This is a genomic window from Chryseobacterium oleae (assembly GCF_900115055.1).
GTDB lineage: Bacteria > Bacteroidota > Bacteroidia > Flavobacteriales > Weeksellaceae > Chryseobacterium > Chryseobacterium oleae.
This window is the reverse complement of sequence record NZ_FOVD01000001.1, coordinates 357,689-373,245: the sequence shown is the minus strand read 5'-3', so window position 1 is coordinate 373,245 and position 15,557 is coordinate 357,689. Positions and strand designations below refer to the sequence as shown.

At 36.8% G+C, this 15,557-nt stretch carries 14 protein-coding genes; 7 read left to right on the top strand and 7 right to left on the bottom strand.

What is annotated here, in order from left to right; translation table 11 throughout:
• Nucleotides 1-652: 652 nt before the first annotated feature.
• Both BM143_RS01670 and BM143_RS01665 read right to left on the bottom strand, forming a co-directional pair.
• The gene (locus tag BM143_RS01670) at nt 653-1,384 is read right to left on the bottom strand and encodes a YggS family pyridoxal phosphate-dependent enzyme (protein WP_090022263.1); all 732 of its coding nucleotides are present in this window, start codon (nt 1,382-1,384) and stop codon (nt 653-655) included.
• Complete coding sequence (locus tag BM143_RS01665) at nt 1,381-2,100, bottom strand: AAA family ATPase (RefSeq protein ID WP_090022261.1); 720 nt, start codon at nt 2,098-2,100, stop codon at nt 1,381-1,383. Before BM143_RS01665 ends, BM143_RS01670 begins: the two co-directional genes overlap by 4 nt.
• Before the next feature lie 1,562 nt (nt 2,101-3,662).
• Here BM143_RS01665 and BM143_RS01660 point away from each other — a divergent pair.
• Nucleotides 3,663-3,998: a DMT family transporter gene (locus BM143_RS01660; RefSeq protein ID WP_090022258.1), complete on the top strand. Its 336-nt coding sequence runs from the start codon at nt 3,663-3,665 to the stop codon at nt 3,996-3,998.
• Between the two features lie 369 nt (nt 3,999-4,367).
• Here BM143_RS01660 and BM143_RS01655 read toward each other — a convergent pair whose 3' ends face one another.
• Together BM143_RS01655 and BM143_RS01650 are read right to left on the bottom strand one after the other, a co-directional pair.
• Nucleotides 4,368-5,339 carry a DUF6268 family outer membrane beta-barrel protein gene (locus tag BM143_RS01655; RefSeq protein WP_090022254.1) on the bottom strand — a complete coding sequence of 324 codons (972 nt, stop codon included), beginning with the start codon at nt 5,337-5,339 and terminating at the stop codon, nt 4,368-4,370.
• A gap of 4 nt (nt 5,340-5,343) precedes the next feature.
• The gene (locus BM143_RS01650; protein WP_090023861.1) at nt 5,344-5,772 is read right to left on the bottom strand and encodes a hypothetical protein; all 429 of its coding nucleotides are present in this window, start codon (nt 5,770-5,772) and stop codon (nt 5,344-5,346) included.
• Between the two features lie 198 nt (nt 5,773-5,970).
• Between BM143_RS01650 and BM143_RS01645 the strand changes: the two genes are divergently transcribed.
• A complete protein-coding gene (locus tag BM143_RS01645; protein WP_090022250.1) occupies nt 5,971-7,044 on the top strand; it encodes a sensor histidine kinase in 1,074 nt (357 codons plus the stop codon).
• Nucleotides 7,041-7,766, top strand: a complete 726-nt coding sequence (locus tag BM143_RS01640; protein WP_090022247.1) for a LytR/AlgR family response regulator transcription factor — start codon at nt 7,041-7,043, stop codon at nt 7,764-7,766. The genes BM143_RS01645 and BM143_RS01640 overlap by 4 nt, the downstream gene beginning before the upstream one ends.
• 2 nt (nt 7,767-7,768) lie before the next feature.
• Here BM143_RS01640 and BM143_RS01635 read toward each other — a convergent pair whose 3' ends face one another.
• Both BM143_RS01635 and BM143_RS01630 read right to left on the bottom strand, forming a co-directional pair.
• Entirely contained in the window at nt 7,769-8,395 is a 627-nt protein-coding gene (locus BM143_RS01635) for a class I SAM-dependent methyltransferase (RefSeq protein WP_090022245.1), read from the bottom strand.
• Nucleotides 8,396-8,662: 267 nt separating this feature from the next.
• The gene (locus BM143_RS01630) at nt 8,663-9,397 is read right to left on the bottom strand and encodes a DNA-formamidopyrimidine glycosylase family protein (RefSeq protein WP_090023860.1); all 735 of its coding nucleotides are present in this window, start codon (nt 9,395-9,397) and stop codon (nt 8,663-8,665) included.
• Between the two features lie 70 nt (nt 9,398-9,467).
• On the opposite strand from BM143_RS01630, the gene BM143_RS01625 reads away from it, so the two are divergent.
• A complete protein-coding gene (locus tag BM143_RS01625) occupies nt 9,468-10,823 on the top strand; it encodes a deoxyguanosinetriphosphate triphosphohydrolase (RefSeq protein WP_047451501.1) in 1,356 nt (451 codons plus the stop codon).
• Between the two features lie 409 nt (nt 10,824-11,232).
• On the opposite strand, the gene BM143_RS01620 is transcribed toward BM143_RS01625, so the two are convergent.
• Nucleotides 11,233-11,613 carry a Fur family transcriptional regulator gene (locus BM143_RS01620; RefSeq protein WP_090022242.1) on the bottom strand — a complete coding sequence of 127 codons (381 nt, stop codon included), beginning with the start codon at nt 11,611-11,613 and terminating at the stop codon, nt 11,233-11,235.
• Between the two features lie 126 nt (nt 11,614-11,739).
• Here BM143_RS01620 and BM143_RS01615 point away from each other — a divergent pair, with 126 nt between their 5' ends.
• The 3 genes from BM143_RS01615 to BM143_RS01605 all read left to right on the top strand — a co-directional run bounded on the left by BM143_RS01615 (nt 11,740) and on the right by BM143_RS01605 (nt 15,555).
• On the top strand, nt 11,740-12,441 hold the full coding sequence (locus BM143_RS01615; protein WP_034725097.1) for an ABC transporter ATP-binding protein: 702 nt from the start codon (nt 11,740-11,742) through the stop codon (nt 12,439-12,441).
• A gap of 242 nt (nt 12,442-12,683) precedes the next feature.
• Entirely contained in the window at nt 12,684-14,117 is a 1,434-nt protein-coding gene (locus BM143_RS01610) for a DUF3526 domain-containing protein (protein WP_090022240.1), read from the top strand.
• Nucleotides 14,107-15,555, top strand: coding sequence for an ABC transporter permease (locus BM143_RS01605; protein ID WP_090022237.1), 1,449 nt, complete (start codon nt 14,107-14,109; stop codon nt 15,553-15,555). Before BM143_RS01610 ends, BM143_RS01605 begins: the two co-directional genes overlap by 11 nt.
• Nucleotides 15,556-15,557 lie beyond the last annotated feature (2 nt).

Sequence of the window (15,557 nt, the reverse complement as noted above, 5' to 3'; positions counted from 1 at the left end):
GATTAGTATTAAAATTTTAAGAACCAAATATAAAAACAAAATCTTTTAATCAATCAGGATTTTAGGATTAAAACTTCAATACGCTGTATTTAACCCTTCCGCTTAATTTTTGTTGAGATATAGAAAATAATAAAAATCGTAGCGATCGTTAGGCACGTGGCTAAAAATGTAGTTTTTATGGTTTCACTTTCGTTATTGGTTGAAGAGCCGGAGCAGTTGGTTAGAAGAAATACAACGGCTAAAAGACAGAATGATATTCCGGAAGATTTCCGGAGGGATTTGAACATATTTTGTTTCATGATGACGTATTTGTGTTTCCGTAAATCTATAAATAAAATATATCTAAACCGCTATGAATGAAAACATTAACATTTTTAACGTAAATTTTTCACGAATGAAGGATAATTTGCTGTTTTTAGAATAACAGACCGTTTTTTTTGAAAAAAAATACAGAAATTAATAAGACACCAGACAAAAGAAGATGCTGTTTTGATGATGAAATTTAAACACAAATTTATATCACAAATGTCACAATCTTATATTCAAAATCAATACATTTCACTCTAAAACTCTAAAACTCTAAAACTCTAAAACTCTAAAACTCTAAAACTCTAAAACTCTAAAACTCTAAAACTCTAAAACTCTAAAACTCTCAGACTCCCTCGTTCCAATAAAAACTATCCGGATAGACCCTGGCTCCAAATACCGCCGTTCCTACGCGAACAATAGTAGAACCTTCTTCAATCGCGGTTTCCAGATCACCACTCATTCCCATGGAAAGTTCTTTCATTTCCACGTTGGGGATATTCTGGCCAATGATCTCCTGCTGCAGGTTTTTCAGGATTTTAAAGCATGGTCTTACCTGTTCTGTTTCGGCACTGAACAAGCCGATCGTCATGAGTCCTTTAATCTTTAATGTATGGAGTTCAGAAACTTTTCTGGTCAGCTCCAAAGCTTCATCAGGATGTACACCAAATTTACTTTCTTCAGCAGATGTATTCACCTGGATCAGGACATCGATTGTTTTGCCTTCCGATAAAAGCCTTTGATGAAGTTTTTCCGCAAGATCCAGCCGGTCCAGAGACTGTACGCAAGCCACCTCATATTTTAAGATATCCTTGATTTTATTGGTCTGCAAATGTCCGATAAAGTGATTTTCATGCGGTGTACTTTTCAGATCTTCATATTTTTCTTTCAGCTCCTGAACTTTATTTTCAGCAATTAAGGTCTGTCCGCGTTCTAAAGCTGTTTTAATATGCTCTGCAGAAACCGTTTTGGTAGCAAGCAATAATCTGACTTCATCAGGACTTCTACCTGCTTTTTCACAGGCTTTCTTTATCCGCTCATTGATGATTTCAAGGTTGTGGAGGATGTCTTCTTTCATGGCTGTGTGATTTCCTGGGATTCCAGTTTTTTGATCAGTGCTGATTTTACGGAGGTCAATGCATGGTCTTTCGCTTCGGCAAAAGAAATGCTGTACCTGCGGTCTATATTTCTCAGATCTTCCGGAAATTTAGACAATAAATTATCATAAAACGTGTCCAGAAATTCAGCAGAAGGCATCTCATAATTGATTTTCAATTGAAAACGTCTCAATAGGGCAGTATCTATGATCTCTGCATGGTTGGTAGCACAGAGCAGTAAAGCATTTTCAGGATAATAATCGATCAGCTGGATCAGTGTATTTACAAGTCTTCTCATTTCACCTACATCCTTATCGTCGCTTCCACGCGCTTTTCCGATCTGATCCAGTTCGTCCAGAAAAAGAACAGATCGTTCTCTGGCAGCTTTATCAAAGATCATTTTTATATTCTGGGAAGTTTCCCCAATGCGCGAAGAAACGATATTGCTGAGATTTAAGATCAGGATATTCTTACCTAAAGCATTCGCAACAGCTTTTGCAGTCATGGTTTTCCCACAGCCGGATTTTCCCTGCAGAAGAATCTTATTGTTCACTGGAAGTCCGTATTCCTGCAGTTCTTTGACGTAATTGTGTTCCTTAATAAGCTGCACTAATTGGTCCCGGTTATTGCTGCCGAGAAATACGTCGTTAAGGGTTACTTCCTCTTTATCCTGAATGATGAGATTGTACAGATTCATGCTAAAACTAAAAAAATGATTCTTATCTGTGCAAAGATAAAGTTTTATAGAATGATTTTCAGGGACCTGAAACAGAATAAGCGGGTAGGCCAGTGAAGGGAAAAAACAGATAAAAATAACACCCAAAGAATATTGAATAATATGGCTTTCATTGAATATTAAGGTTGATATCCTGGCCTAGGAGGCTGTAGCGTTAAAAAAATAAATATTGTGAACGTTAAAAAAATTCTTCTGTTCGAAGTGCGAAACTATTTTCGAGTCGAATAACCTATAATGAATTCGCGCAAGTTTAGAATTTTTAGAGAACAACATTTATTTTTAGCGAAAGATTCCAGCCTTGAATTTTTGGCTCATTTTGTTTGACTACTTCGAATCTGCGATTTCAAGACAAAAGAACAGGATGAAAAATATAAGCAGAAGTAATTTTTTATTTTAATAATATAAATCATCAATAAAGTTAAATGATTCATCAGACTATATTCAATAGGAACGGGCTTTAGCCCGTTTACAAAATAATCATGATTCATCAGGCTTTAGCCAAAATCTAAATTGTACGATAATATTAACAAGAAAAGCCGAACAATTTGTTCGGCTTGACTATTTGGATATATAAAATTTGCTATGAAATTCAGTTAAGGGGTTATGTTTTTGGGCCCTTTTACTCCAGTGAGTAAAAGAGCAGAATCTGACTATTCAGATTAAAAACATAAACAATACAATTAATATAGATGTTCTATAAACTAGAACTTAGTTTCTTTGCTCTCTTTTTACTGTCATAAAGTAAGAAGTGAACACTACTAAACACGTTGCGATTCCAATGTAAGTTACCATTTTTGTTTTATTTAATTATTTGACTTTATTTTATCAATTTTCTAATTGCAATATTACAACTTTCAAATCACGTGCCAAAGCAAATAATCATGATGTATATCAGTGTGTTATGTGTTTTAAAACTTAATTTACAGTGAATGTTTGTTTACAAAAAATTAATATGTTTTTAGGAAATTATTAATATATTTATTGTCTTATCTGTAAAAAAATAAAAAGTTGACAACAGTTTGAACACTTCTATATTGGACTTGATAAAACAAAAAATAAGAAATGCGATGCATAATAATCACTTTTAACTATGTTTTTGAACGTCAGATTTTGGGTAGCGGAAGAAATATTATGTTAAGTAAACTTATTATTTGTGACTCTGTTTTATGATGAAATTTTTAGAAGCTGTCAGATTTTGTGACATCAATTGGAGACATTTGTCACATCTATATGAAATAATGACACCTTGAAACTCCTACTGTCAGACTTTTTTATGACAGATTATTTTCTTTTATGTAAATGCTTTATAATAAATACATTGGATAAATATCACCGGATGGTGTATTGATGCGACTCTTTTTAACCTCCTGATTTTCATATTAAAATGCTCAGGAATGGATCGGGAAATGAAGAGAATGGGATGCCTGTTTTGAATCTAGGAATTTGATGTTCCCGGAGATGATAGAAAACATTTTCCTGTGAAAAGAGACCGTTTTTCCTTATTTTTGTAGAAAACCAGCCGTATGGGACGCAGTTATATCTTTCTAGCCTTAGCGATCATATTCGAGATCATCGCGACTACTTTTCTGAAAAAATCTGAAGAATTTTCAAAACTCTGGCCTTCTGTAGTAACGGTCGTGGGATATGCTGCTGCCTTTTACTTTCTAAGCATGACGCTGCGCCACATCCCCGTAGGAATCACATATGCGATATGGTCGGGTGTGGGAATTGTCTTTATCACGATGATTGGCATCATTGCTTTTAAGCAGGTTCCGGATCTCCCTGCTATTATTGGAATTGCACTGATTGTTATTGGGGTGATCGTTATTAATGTGTTTTCAAAAATGGGGACGCATTGAGGTTGTTGATTAAAAGATTTAAAAATTTAAGAATTTAAAGATTAAAATGATTAAATGATTAAAATGATTAAAAGATTAAAAGATTAAAAGATTAAAAGATTAAAAGATTAAAAGATTAAAAGATTAAAAGATTAAAAGATCCTTACTAAAATTCAATGGTGGGCTTCAGCCCACTTCCCCGAAAATACTCAGCGCCCACCGATTTGAGTCTAAGCATATTAAAATTCAATAGGAGTGGGCTTTAGCCCATTTATCAGGAAATAATCAACATCAATAGGCTTTAGCCAAAATATAAAATCATCCTGAAAAACTCAAAAATCCCGGTTTTGTTTTTTCCAAAGTTCTTTAAAGGTTTCCAGAAAATTGAAATCATTTTGTTCTAGGCTTTCCAAAAGGATTATAAGATATTCCGACATTGAAATAGAATGAGGGTTTATAAGTGGCTTCGAAAATGTAGTCTTTAAAAGATTCTTCCTTATCAAAAGCCCTCGCTCGCGGCACCGCTCTGATTCCTGTTTTTAAAGTTCCAATAAAATTGCTGCCTAAATTATGTTCATAAATAGCCCCGGAATTGATTTCCAGCTGCCGGAATTCATACGTTCTGTCATTCTTGTACATATAAAAAGAAGTATTATCCATTTCTGTTCCCAGGGAAATTCTGCCATTGGCGAAAATATCCTTTCTTACCAATATCTTTTTAGGAAGAAGAATATCAAGCATCCAGCCGTTATTGAACCTGTTTTCGTACGTAAAGATCGGAAGAATGGGAACCTGTGCACTTGGATCAATAAAACCGGCAATACCGATGAGCATTTTTGTTTTTGGAGTAGCTTTTAAAACAACAGCAGCTGTCACCATTCCTCTTATCCTTTCAAAATGCTGATTACTTCCGTCCACAGAAGCGGTGGCTGAATAGATCGCTACTTTATTGAACAGCTTTGAAAAATAACTGAAATTAATACCTTCGGAATGATAATGAAAGTCATTCTTTCGATCTGTTTCCGCCATAATCGGTTTTTCAGTATTGAAAGCCGTGTAGCGATAATTTAAAGAAGTACTGAGAAGCCAGGTTTTCTTTTTCACCAGATAAATATTGGCACTGGTATTTAATTGCTGAAAACTTTTCACTTTGTTGTCAGGCAGGTCTTTCCCGTCAAGTTTTGATGAAAACTGAAAAGGAGCCGTTTGGGTAAATTCAATATTCAGATCCCGGTTCTGGGGGAATTTATCGGCAAAGTAAGCTCTTACTTTTAGTGGAATACTGTCTCTTTTTTGAGTATAGGCAATATTCTTTAACGGGAACATCGCAAGGGGAACAAGAACTCTTCTCAGTGTTTTCATGGTTTTATTTTAAGGGTTGAATGGCAGATTGAAAAAAATTGAACACGAATATTTTATCATAAAAGATGTCTAAACTGTTTTCGGTGATAAAGTCAGAATGACGGATGGTATCAGGAATCGGATCTTCTTCTACAAAGACAAACCAGAGCTCCTTGATATGATTCCGTCTTTTAAACTCTTCAAAAGCATTCCAGTCGAAAGGAGCGAAATGTTTAAGATCAAAAAATAAAATTCCTTTTTTAACCCCATTTTCTTCTACAATATTAATAGGATGTTGGAGGTAACTTAAAATCCTGATCTCCGAATGGTAGCATTCCACAAAATGATGCAGGTCGATCAGTTGTATTACTTTCTCCTCTTGCTGGGTTTCTGTCATATAAAAACATTCTAAGGTTATTTCTTCTGTAAGTTCCTGAAAAACGGCTAATTCCATAAGCATAAAAAAATTGAACAGGACAAAGGAAAAGAGAATTAAGCCGCGAAAATTTGTTTTTATACCAAACGGGTTCTAATTTATACGAAATCCGCCTCTTTTAAAATTCGTATAAAAAAAAGCAGGGTTGGTATAATATTATAGATATTCTTTACGTTATTCTCTATTTTTGTTTTGTATTAAAACAGACAGAATATTATGAACGGTACGCCAAAATTTAGGGAAACGCTTGTCATGGACTTTTTGGTGGAAGACCGGTTCAGGTTCCGCAGGCATGTGCTGTTCCTTATTTTCTTTTTCCTGATGATGTACAGTGCAAGGTTTTGGCACTGGTATTCCGGGATCTATCAGTATTATGTACTGTTCTTTGTCTATTGTGTGCTGATTGGAATGGTGTACATTAATATATATGTTCTCGTACCCAGGTTTTTCTTTAAAACAAAATATGTGACGTATCTGGCCCTGTTGATCATGATGGGAGTTGCGGGACTGAATATGATTGGCTATAGTTTTAAATTTTTCTTTGAAGATTTCAGAGTCGAAAATATCAAAAAGGAAGGGGATAGAGGAAGTATTTATGAAGGTATCCTGATGTGTGTGCCTATTATTCTGACAACCACTACCGTGAAGTTGCTGCAGAAATGGATCAGTGATACCAAAAGAATCACAGAACTTAAAAATCTGACGTTGCAGATGGAGCTGAATGAGCTTCGGAATCAGATCAATCCACATTTTCTGTTTAATATGCTGAATAATGTGAAAGCACTCACCAGAACAGATCCGGAAAAAGCATCTGTGGTTATTGTCAAGCTTTCGGAATTCTTAAGATATCAATTGTATGAGAACGGGGAGGAGAAAACGCTACTTGTTTCAGAAATAGATTTTCTGTCTAATTTTTTGAACCTGGAAAAAATAAGAAGGGATAATTTTCAGTTTAATATCAATGCAGATACGGGTGACAGAACGGTAAAAAGTACTTTTATTCCCCCGAATTTATTCACCACCTTTGTTGAAAATGCTGTGAAGCACAGTGTAGATATCAGCAGTAAAGAATCGTATGTGAAAATAGAAATACGGGTTGAAAATAAAACCCTTTACTTTACCTGCACGAACTCCATGAACCCAGGCCTGATGGTATCTAATGCCAATTATGGCGGACTGGGGCTGGCCAATATCAAAAGAAGACTTGAGCTCCTGTATGGAAACGCCTTCGAACTGGATATTATTTCCGGAGAAAAAGAATATACCGTCAATTTAAAAACGCCTGTATGAATTGTATAATCGTAGATGATGAACCTCTGGCAAGAGCAGAAATGCGTTCCCTGATCAATGAAACGTCAAAGACTGAAATTCTTGGCGAGTTTTCCAATGCACCTTCCGCTCTTGATTTCCTTAAAACCAATGACGTAGATCTTATCTTCCTGGATATTGAAATGCCCATGGTTACAGGGCTGGAATTCGCAGAAATGCTTCCTGAACAAAGCCTGATTATTTTTACAACAGCGTATTCGCAGTACGCAGTGAAAAGTTATGACCTGGAAGCGGTAGATTATCTTCTGAAACCCATCGATCCCCAAAGGCTGGACAAAGCTATAAAAAAAGCCGTTCAGTATACAGAATTGCTGTCTAAAAATACCGTGAAAAATACGGTAGAGTCCAATACTCCTGAGTTTTTATTTATTAAGGCAGACCGCAGATTCTATAAAGTCAACATTTCAGATATAAAATTTATTGAAGCTTTAAAAGACTATGTGGTTATTCATACCCGCCAGCAGAAGCTTATTACAGCCATGAATCTCAAAAACATTCACCAGAAAATTCCATTGGAACTGTTTCTGCGTGTAAGTAAATCCTATGTGGTCAATATGGATTTCATCGATTCATTCGACAATCATAATATTTATATAGATGAATCAGAAATTCCTCTGGGTGAAGTATACAGATTTGACTTTTTTGCAAAATATGCCGGCGGGTTCCTTAATCCTGAAGCGTAAACTTAGCGTTTTCTCCCTGCAAAACGGATCACCGAACCGGTTCCGTTGTGAAATAAACCTTCATGAAGTTCAATTTCTTTTTCCTCCAGTTCAATATGATCGTAATCGGGAAAATCAGCTTTGATCTCATCAATGGAGAATAAAGATCCGATATCTTTTGGTCCGCCTACCTTTTCGTTTTTCAGAACATAGTTCAGATGGCTTTTACTGAAAGCTTCAAAAATAATCAAACCTCCTTTACGAAGATATTGGTCCAGTGCTCGATGAATAGAGGATTTGATATCCGCAGGAAAATGAGCATAGATAAGCGCAATTGCATCAAACTGCTCACCATGATAATTCAGCTCCTGAAGTTCTCCGACTTGATAATCAATGCTCACATTACGATTTTCAGCAAGCTGTAATGCTTTAGTTTTACCTTCACTGCTGATGTCAAAAGCGGAGACTTTCCATCCTTTTGTTGCCGCAAAAACGGCATTCCGTCCTTCGCCTTCAGCAGGAAAAAGGATAGAACCAGGTTGTAATTTTTCCAGCTGTTCTTTTAAATAAGTATTAGGTTCGGTTCCGTAAGCGAATTCTTCGCTGCTGTATCGGTCATTCCATCGGTCTAGCCATGTGTTGTCGGTCATTGTTTTAAGAATTTAAGTTTTTTGGGTTATTATTGTTCATTGATGTTCAATGAATCAGAATGTTTAGAATTTCCCCAAATATAGGACGTTTCCAACCTTTTCCGTGAATGGAAAAAACACTGGTCAAAATAGATGCTGTAAATTACCCGGAATTCAGGTAAGGAAAGTTTGAAGCATATTGCTGGAAGATGGAAGAGGGAGGATAATCAGGATTGTTTAAAAACCGAGTAATCCGAATTTTTAGGTTAAATTAAAAACGATTGCCATCTAATAAAGCTTCTGATCTTTTTCACAGTAAAAACTTCGTCTTTTTCCAAGTCCGGTCTGCTTTTTTACGAGTTTCTGACCACATATCGGGCAAATGGTTTTGGTATGCACAAGCCAGTGTTGTTTTAGAGTAAATTCCCGTTTCCATTGAAGAAAGTCAAAACTGTAATTTCTCGCTTTAGCAATGAGTTCTTTTCGTTTCTTTGGAGGAAGATTTCCCACTAAGCTTTCAGGCTGAACTCCGATTCTGAACAGCACTTCATTCTTAATAATATTTCCGACACCTGAAAAAATATCCTGATTCATCAACGCGTCACAGACCATCATTTCAGGCTTGGATTTCAGTTTCTTTTCTGCCTTTTCAGGTTTCCAGGCATCGCTCATAATATCAGCTTCCCAGTCAATGGTGGATAAATATTCAAAATCTACGGCTTTTACAGAGCAAGTATAAAAATAGAGGCTGCCGGTTTTGAAATGAAGGGATAATCGCAGACTGGTATCCGGTTTTGTCTGCTCATCCACACTGTATGATCCGAACATCAGTAAATGAATCCGGACCGCCATGGTATCAAAAACAAGATACGTCTGTTTTCCGAAAGTACGGATCTCTTTAAGTGTTTGGCCAATAAGCGGTTCTTTATCGAATTTGGCATTACCCGAAGCTTCTGTCACGGTGTTTCCGACAAAAGGCAGCAGGTTTTCTTTCATTAAAAGTATGGATGGTCCTTCAGGCATGGCTTTGCTTTTCAAGAAAAGTTCAAATACTATTCCGTAAAAATAAAATTTGGAGTAATTTTGAAAAATGATGAATTTAAACCAGATTTTCACGAATCAGCGTACAGGAAACAACCCGCATACTAAAGCTTCAAGAACTGATTTTCAGAGAGATTTCGACAGAATTATCTTCTCTTCTGCGTTCAGAAGACTGCAAAATAAGACCCAGGTTTTTCCTCTTCCCGGAAGTGTTTTTGTGCACAACAGGCTGACGCACTCGCTGGAAGTCTCGTCTGTAGGCCGTAGTTTGGGAAGTATTATCGGAGAATTTATCTTCGATGCCTATAAAAATGAGCTTACCGAAGACTCAAAAAACTTTTATCTTCATAATTTAGGAAACGTAATTGCCGCTGCCTGTTTGTGTCATGATGTAGGAAACCCTGCTTTCGGACATTCAGGAGAAGATGCCATTGCGAGCTATTTTGAAAGAAATGAAAAAGATCTGAAGCAGAAGTTTAATGAAAAAGAATGGGCGGATCTGGTGAATTTTGAAGGAAATGCCAATGCAATAAGAGTTCTGGCGCAGCGTCAACAGGGGAAAGATGAAGGCGGAATTCAGCTGACTTTTTCTACACTTGCGAGTATTGCAAAATATCCGTGTGAAGCTGTTGCCAAGAAAAAAGGAATTATTCACAGAAAGAAATTCGGGTTTTTCCAGAATGAGAAAGATATTTTCCTTGAAATCGCCAAAGCAACGAATTTAATTGTAGAAAACGAAGAACCTTACATATTTAAAAGACATCCTTTCGTGTGGCTTGTAGAAGCGGCGGATGATATCTGCTACAATATTATTGATATGGAAGATGCCCACAGACTGGGAATTGTATCCACTTCAGACTGTGAGAACCTGTTTTTTGAACTGATCAAATCTGAAAGCAGCGATATGGACAAAGTGAAAAATAAGCTGGCCTCCATTTCCAATGAAAATGAAAAAATCTCTTATCTGCGTGCTAAAGCTATCAATGCTTTAATCAACAAATCGCTTGAGATCTATAAACATAATTTTGAAACCATTCTCCAGGGAAATCTGGACAACGGGCTTCTTGATATCTATAAATCTGAAAACCGGGCGTTGCAGGACATCGAAGCATTCTCTATTGAAAAAATCTACAACCATAAAGCAGTGGTAGAAATTGAAAATGCTGGGTATAATGTAATGTACGAGCTTCTTGACCACTTCATTCCTTCCATTCTGAAACCTGAAGATGAAAGGAAATCTTATGATAAAAAAGCACTGAAACTTCTTCCGAGACAATTCGTTTATGAAGAGGGGACAGACTATCAGAAAGTGCTGGGTGTCATCGATTTTGTTTCAGGAATGACGGATAATTTTGCCACCGATCTTTACAGAAAAATCAAAGGAATTGACATTGGAATGACGGTGTAACTTTCGATTTTTTAACCACAAAAACCACTAATATTTTCACAAATGCCACTATTGAGTCCAATACATTAGTGTTATTCGTGAAAATATTAGTGCAATTCGTGTTTTCATAAACGCAAAGTTTTACTATAACATCGGATAGTTTAAGAAATACAAAGAGAAAAATCAATCTTCGATTGATTCGATGAAGCGCCTGCATAAAACGTACGCTTAATCAATGACGAAGTCATAATCCTTTGCTCCCCTTGAAGTCAAAAGCCTTTTAGATAAAGCTTTGCGTGAAATAAACAGTTTGATTTTTTAAGTCTCTCTAACCACAAATACCACAAATTTTCGTCCAATATATTTGTGTCACTCGTGATAAATATTAGTGTAATTCGTGTTTTAATAATTCAAGGTAAAATACGGATGATTACTGGCAGTTCGGACAGATTCCCGACACCGTCAGATTAATCTTATGAACCTTATAGCTTACCGGTAATTTAATTTTTGGCTCCACATCTTCTACACACGTCACTGTTTTGCACTGCTCACAGCTGAAATGCAGATGATCATGATGATGAATTTCCGTTGTGCAGGTATGACATTCCGCATACTTGATGGTACCGTCAATATCCACCACTTTATGGATGATGCCTTCATCCATTAATCTTTCCAGTACTCTGTAGGTTGTTACACGATCACAGAGTCCATCCAATAGACCCTGCAATTCCGCATGGGACAAAGCGACTCCTGATTCGTGGATGAGCTTTGTGATTTCTTTTCTTGCTATTGTATTTCTCGACTGTTTCATGATTTCTGAATAAATTTCAATATAATTAATGCCATATTGTTGCAGTAACAAATATAATCTTTATTTTTGAAACATTATTGCATTAAAGATAGCGATAGAGCATTTAAATCAAACACAATATAGCTTATGATCAGGATTGAAAATACAAGGAAATCATACAATGGAAAAGAAGCGGTAAAAGGACTTTCTTTATCCGTAGCAGAAGGAGAAATCTATGGCTTATTAGGTCCGAATGGTGCCGGAAAATCTACCACTTTAAATATGTTACTGGGTTTTTTAAAACCCGATTCGGGGACTACACTTCTTAATGATATTGATACCAGTACACATGCCAAAGAAGCAAGGGAAATCATAGGGTATATTCCTGAAAATGTCAACCTCTATCCTTACTTAACGGGGATTGAGAATCTGTACTATTTCTGTAAACTGGCTGGGAAAAATTACAGTACGGAAGAGCTTTCCGGTATTCTTACTTCATGCGGACTGCAAAGGGATTCGCACAACAAAAAAACAGGAGCCTATTCCAAAGGGATGAGGCAGAAAGTAGGTATTGCCATTGCTTACGCGAAAAAAGCCAAGGTGTATTTACTGGATGAACCGGCTAGTGGTCTGGATCCGCTGGCTAGTAATGAACTTTCCGCTTTGCTTAAAAAACTGGCTGAGGAAGGAGCGGCGATACTCATGGCTTCTCATGATATTTTCCGGGTAAGAGAAACATGCAGCCGTATCGGAATTCTTAAAAGTGGAGTATTGGTAAAAGAAATGAAAACCTCAGGAGTCACAGCTAATGAGCTGGAGGAAATATACATGGATTATATGCAGAGGTGATTGATCCTGAATACTAAGACTTCTCTCTGATTCACCCACAAATCCGACATTTAAATTGAAAGGGAAAAATTTTGTCAATATTTTATTGCAACAATAGTGCATTATTGAAATTAATGATTACTTTTGCTACAATGTTGCAATAGTGATTTAGTGAGAATAAATGAATTTTTATTGCCTATGAAATTGTTTCAGAAGTTTCATATCACAGATTATCCAAAGGTGAAACAGTCAAATATGAATGCATGACGGATTTAAAGATAACACTTTTAGTGGCTAAACATGAGTTTAGGGTATTTCAGGAAAATGGACTGAAAATATTTGTATTGTTTTATATTCTGATTCTGCTGGGTGTTTGGGGAAGCAATTATACACAACTTCGTACCACTTCCATCAAAAATAAAGAAGCTAAGGAACTTGTAGACAGGGAATGGAAAAATCAGGACCGCGGCAATCACAGTGCCGCACATTGGGGAACTTTCCTTTTTAAACCTGTAAGTTATTTGTCGCTCCTGGAATCGGGGACTGCTGTTTATTCTGAAAATTATTATAGAGTTGAGGCGCACAAACGCCCGCAGATACATTCTAACAGACTGCCGGATCTGGAGGCCTTTATGAGAAGACCGGATCTTAATACTGCGTTTTTTTTTCAGTGGCTGATGCCGTTATTTGTTATTGGTTTGGGATTTTCGTGCATCTCCTCCGAACGTGAGAAAGGTTTTTTGAAACTTCTGTCTGTGCAGGGCGCTACGTTTGGACATCTGGCTGCTGGAAAATTCATGGCCCTTTATCTGGCAGTTCTGTTATTTACCGTTCCTCCGTTTGCTGTAATTGTAACAGGCCTGGTTTTTGAAAACGAACCTGTCAATCATTTGATAAGAGCATTTTGCTGGTTCGGTTTATACGCCGTTTATTTCTTTCTGATTTCCGGCGTTGTTCTGTTGATCTCAGCGTTCAGCCGTTCTTCATGGTCTTCATTGATGACCAGTATTACACTTTGGATCCTTTGTGTTCTGCTTATTCCAAAATTCGGCAGTTCAGCAGCTGACGGTCTATATCCACTGCCGTCTTACCACGAATTTGAGCATAATATTAAAACAGGATTTGATAAAGGACTTGGCCAGGACGGAACTTATACAGAAAGATCTGAAGCTCATCTGAATCAGCATCTTAAAGAGTTTAATGTAAATAATATCACTCAATTACCTGAAAAAATCCGTTTTGCCCTTGATCTGATACAGGCAGAAGCTTATGAAAATAAAGTGAGCAGGTTTTATTCCAAAAAAGTGGAAGATCAGTTTGAACAGCAGCAAAAGTTGATGGATAATATGGGACTCATCAATCCGTTTATTGCGGTGCGCCAATTATCCATGGGTTTTGCGGGAACAGATGTCTATCATCACATTGATTTTTTTAATAAAGCTGAACATTATAGAAATGATATGATGGACAGGCTGAACAGAAGAGAGCTGCAGCTTGCCATTTCTGATAAAACTCAAATAAATAACAGGGATTTCTACAGCAGCCTTCCGGATTTTCAATATGAATATCCATCTGTCGGGTCTGTGATCTCGCATCATATGACGGCGGTTTGGTCCTTGCTGTTTTGGACCTTAGTATTGATCGTATTCTTCGGACTCATTATTAAACTAAATTATTTTGTAAACTATGAAGGATAAGATCATGTTGCTGTTATACGAATGGAAACACATTGCCCGGCAGTCTGCTGTATGGATACTGTTCTTTTTTTTCTTTGTTATTGCTGGTTATGCGATTTACTCAGGGAATGTTTTGACCAAAAACAAGTTGTCAGCCATTGAAGAAGCGAAAAAAGAATCTGTCAAAGATTACCATAGCACACTTCAGGCTTTTACAGATACAGCCAGCGTTGAGAAAAAGCAGCAGGCGGAAAATGCAGGAAATCCTTATGTTATTGATTATAGATATCCGCGTATTGCTTTCGATCAACCTTATCCTATGACGGGTTTAGCTTCGGGAATAAAAGACATCACTCCGGTTACTGAAAAAGTGAATTATTACACGGATTATGCTGCTGTTGACCGGGAAATGATTAATCCTTCCATCCTTTTCGAAGGACGATTGGATCTTTTGTATGTCAATCTGTATTTAATTCCGCTTCTGATCATTGTTTTGGCGTATAATGTCATCTCTTCCGAAAAAGAAAAGGGAATCAGTAATCTTCTGATTGTTCAGGGTGGAAGCTTAAAAAGAGTATTATTCGGTAAACTTCTGACCCGCTTGATCATTGTTTTTTTAGCTGCATTTATAGTGAATATTTTGGGAATGTTGCTTTCTCCGTCTGGATTTCCATCGGTTAAGGATGCTTTTCTCTGGATCTTTTTACTGTTTTCATATTGTGTACTCTGGATATCATTATGTTTTGTGATTATTGCTTTGGATGGAAACAGTGTGTTTAACCTGTTCACCTGTATTGCAGTCTGGGTTTTTCTGATGTTTTTGCTGCCACTGGCGATCAATAAGACCGCACAAATGCAACATCCTTCCGATCTAAAACTTCTTGATCTTGAAGAAAAAGACAGGCAAATCAGTGATGAAGTCTGGGCTATGAAACCTAAGATGGTTGTCGATAGTTTTTACAGAAACTTTCCGAGATATGCTCCGGCTTATATTCCTTCGGATACTATTGACAATCAAAATGATGCCTTTTTCGCAGGCTATTATTATATCAAGCAAAACCGTATGAAAGCGGTCATCGATTCTTTATGGGAAGGAGATCAAAAGGCCAATCAGACGGCCTACAGATTAATTAGATATAATCCTGTTCAGAGTACAGAACACCTTTTTACCCTTTTAGCCAGAACAAGCCGGGCAGATTATCAGGCATATAAACAGGATGTCAAAGACTTCCAACACGAATGGCAAACCTACTTCTACGACAGGGTTTTCTCCATGAAAGACGGAACACGGACCATAGCTAAGTTCACACCTGAAGAACTTAAAAAGCTGCCCACTTTTACAATAAAACATCACAACGTAAGCATATCAGAATTCATATCAGGAACACTGTTCTTATGGATCATAAGTCTGGGTTGCTGGATCGGAGGATTGGTGCTGATCAGAAAATTTAAACAATAAAT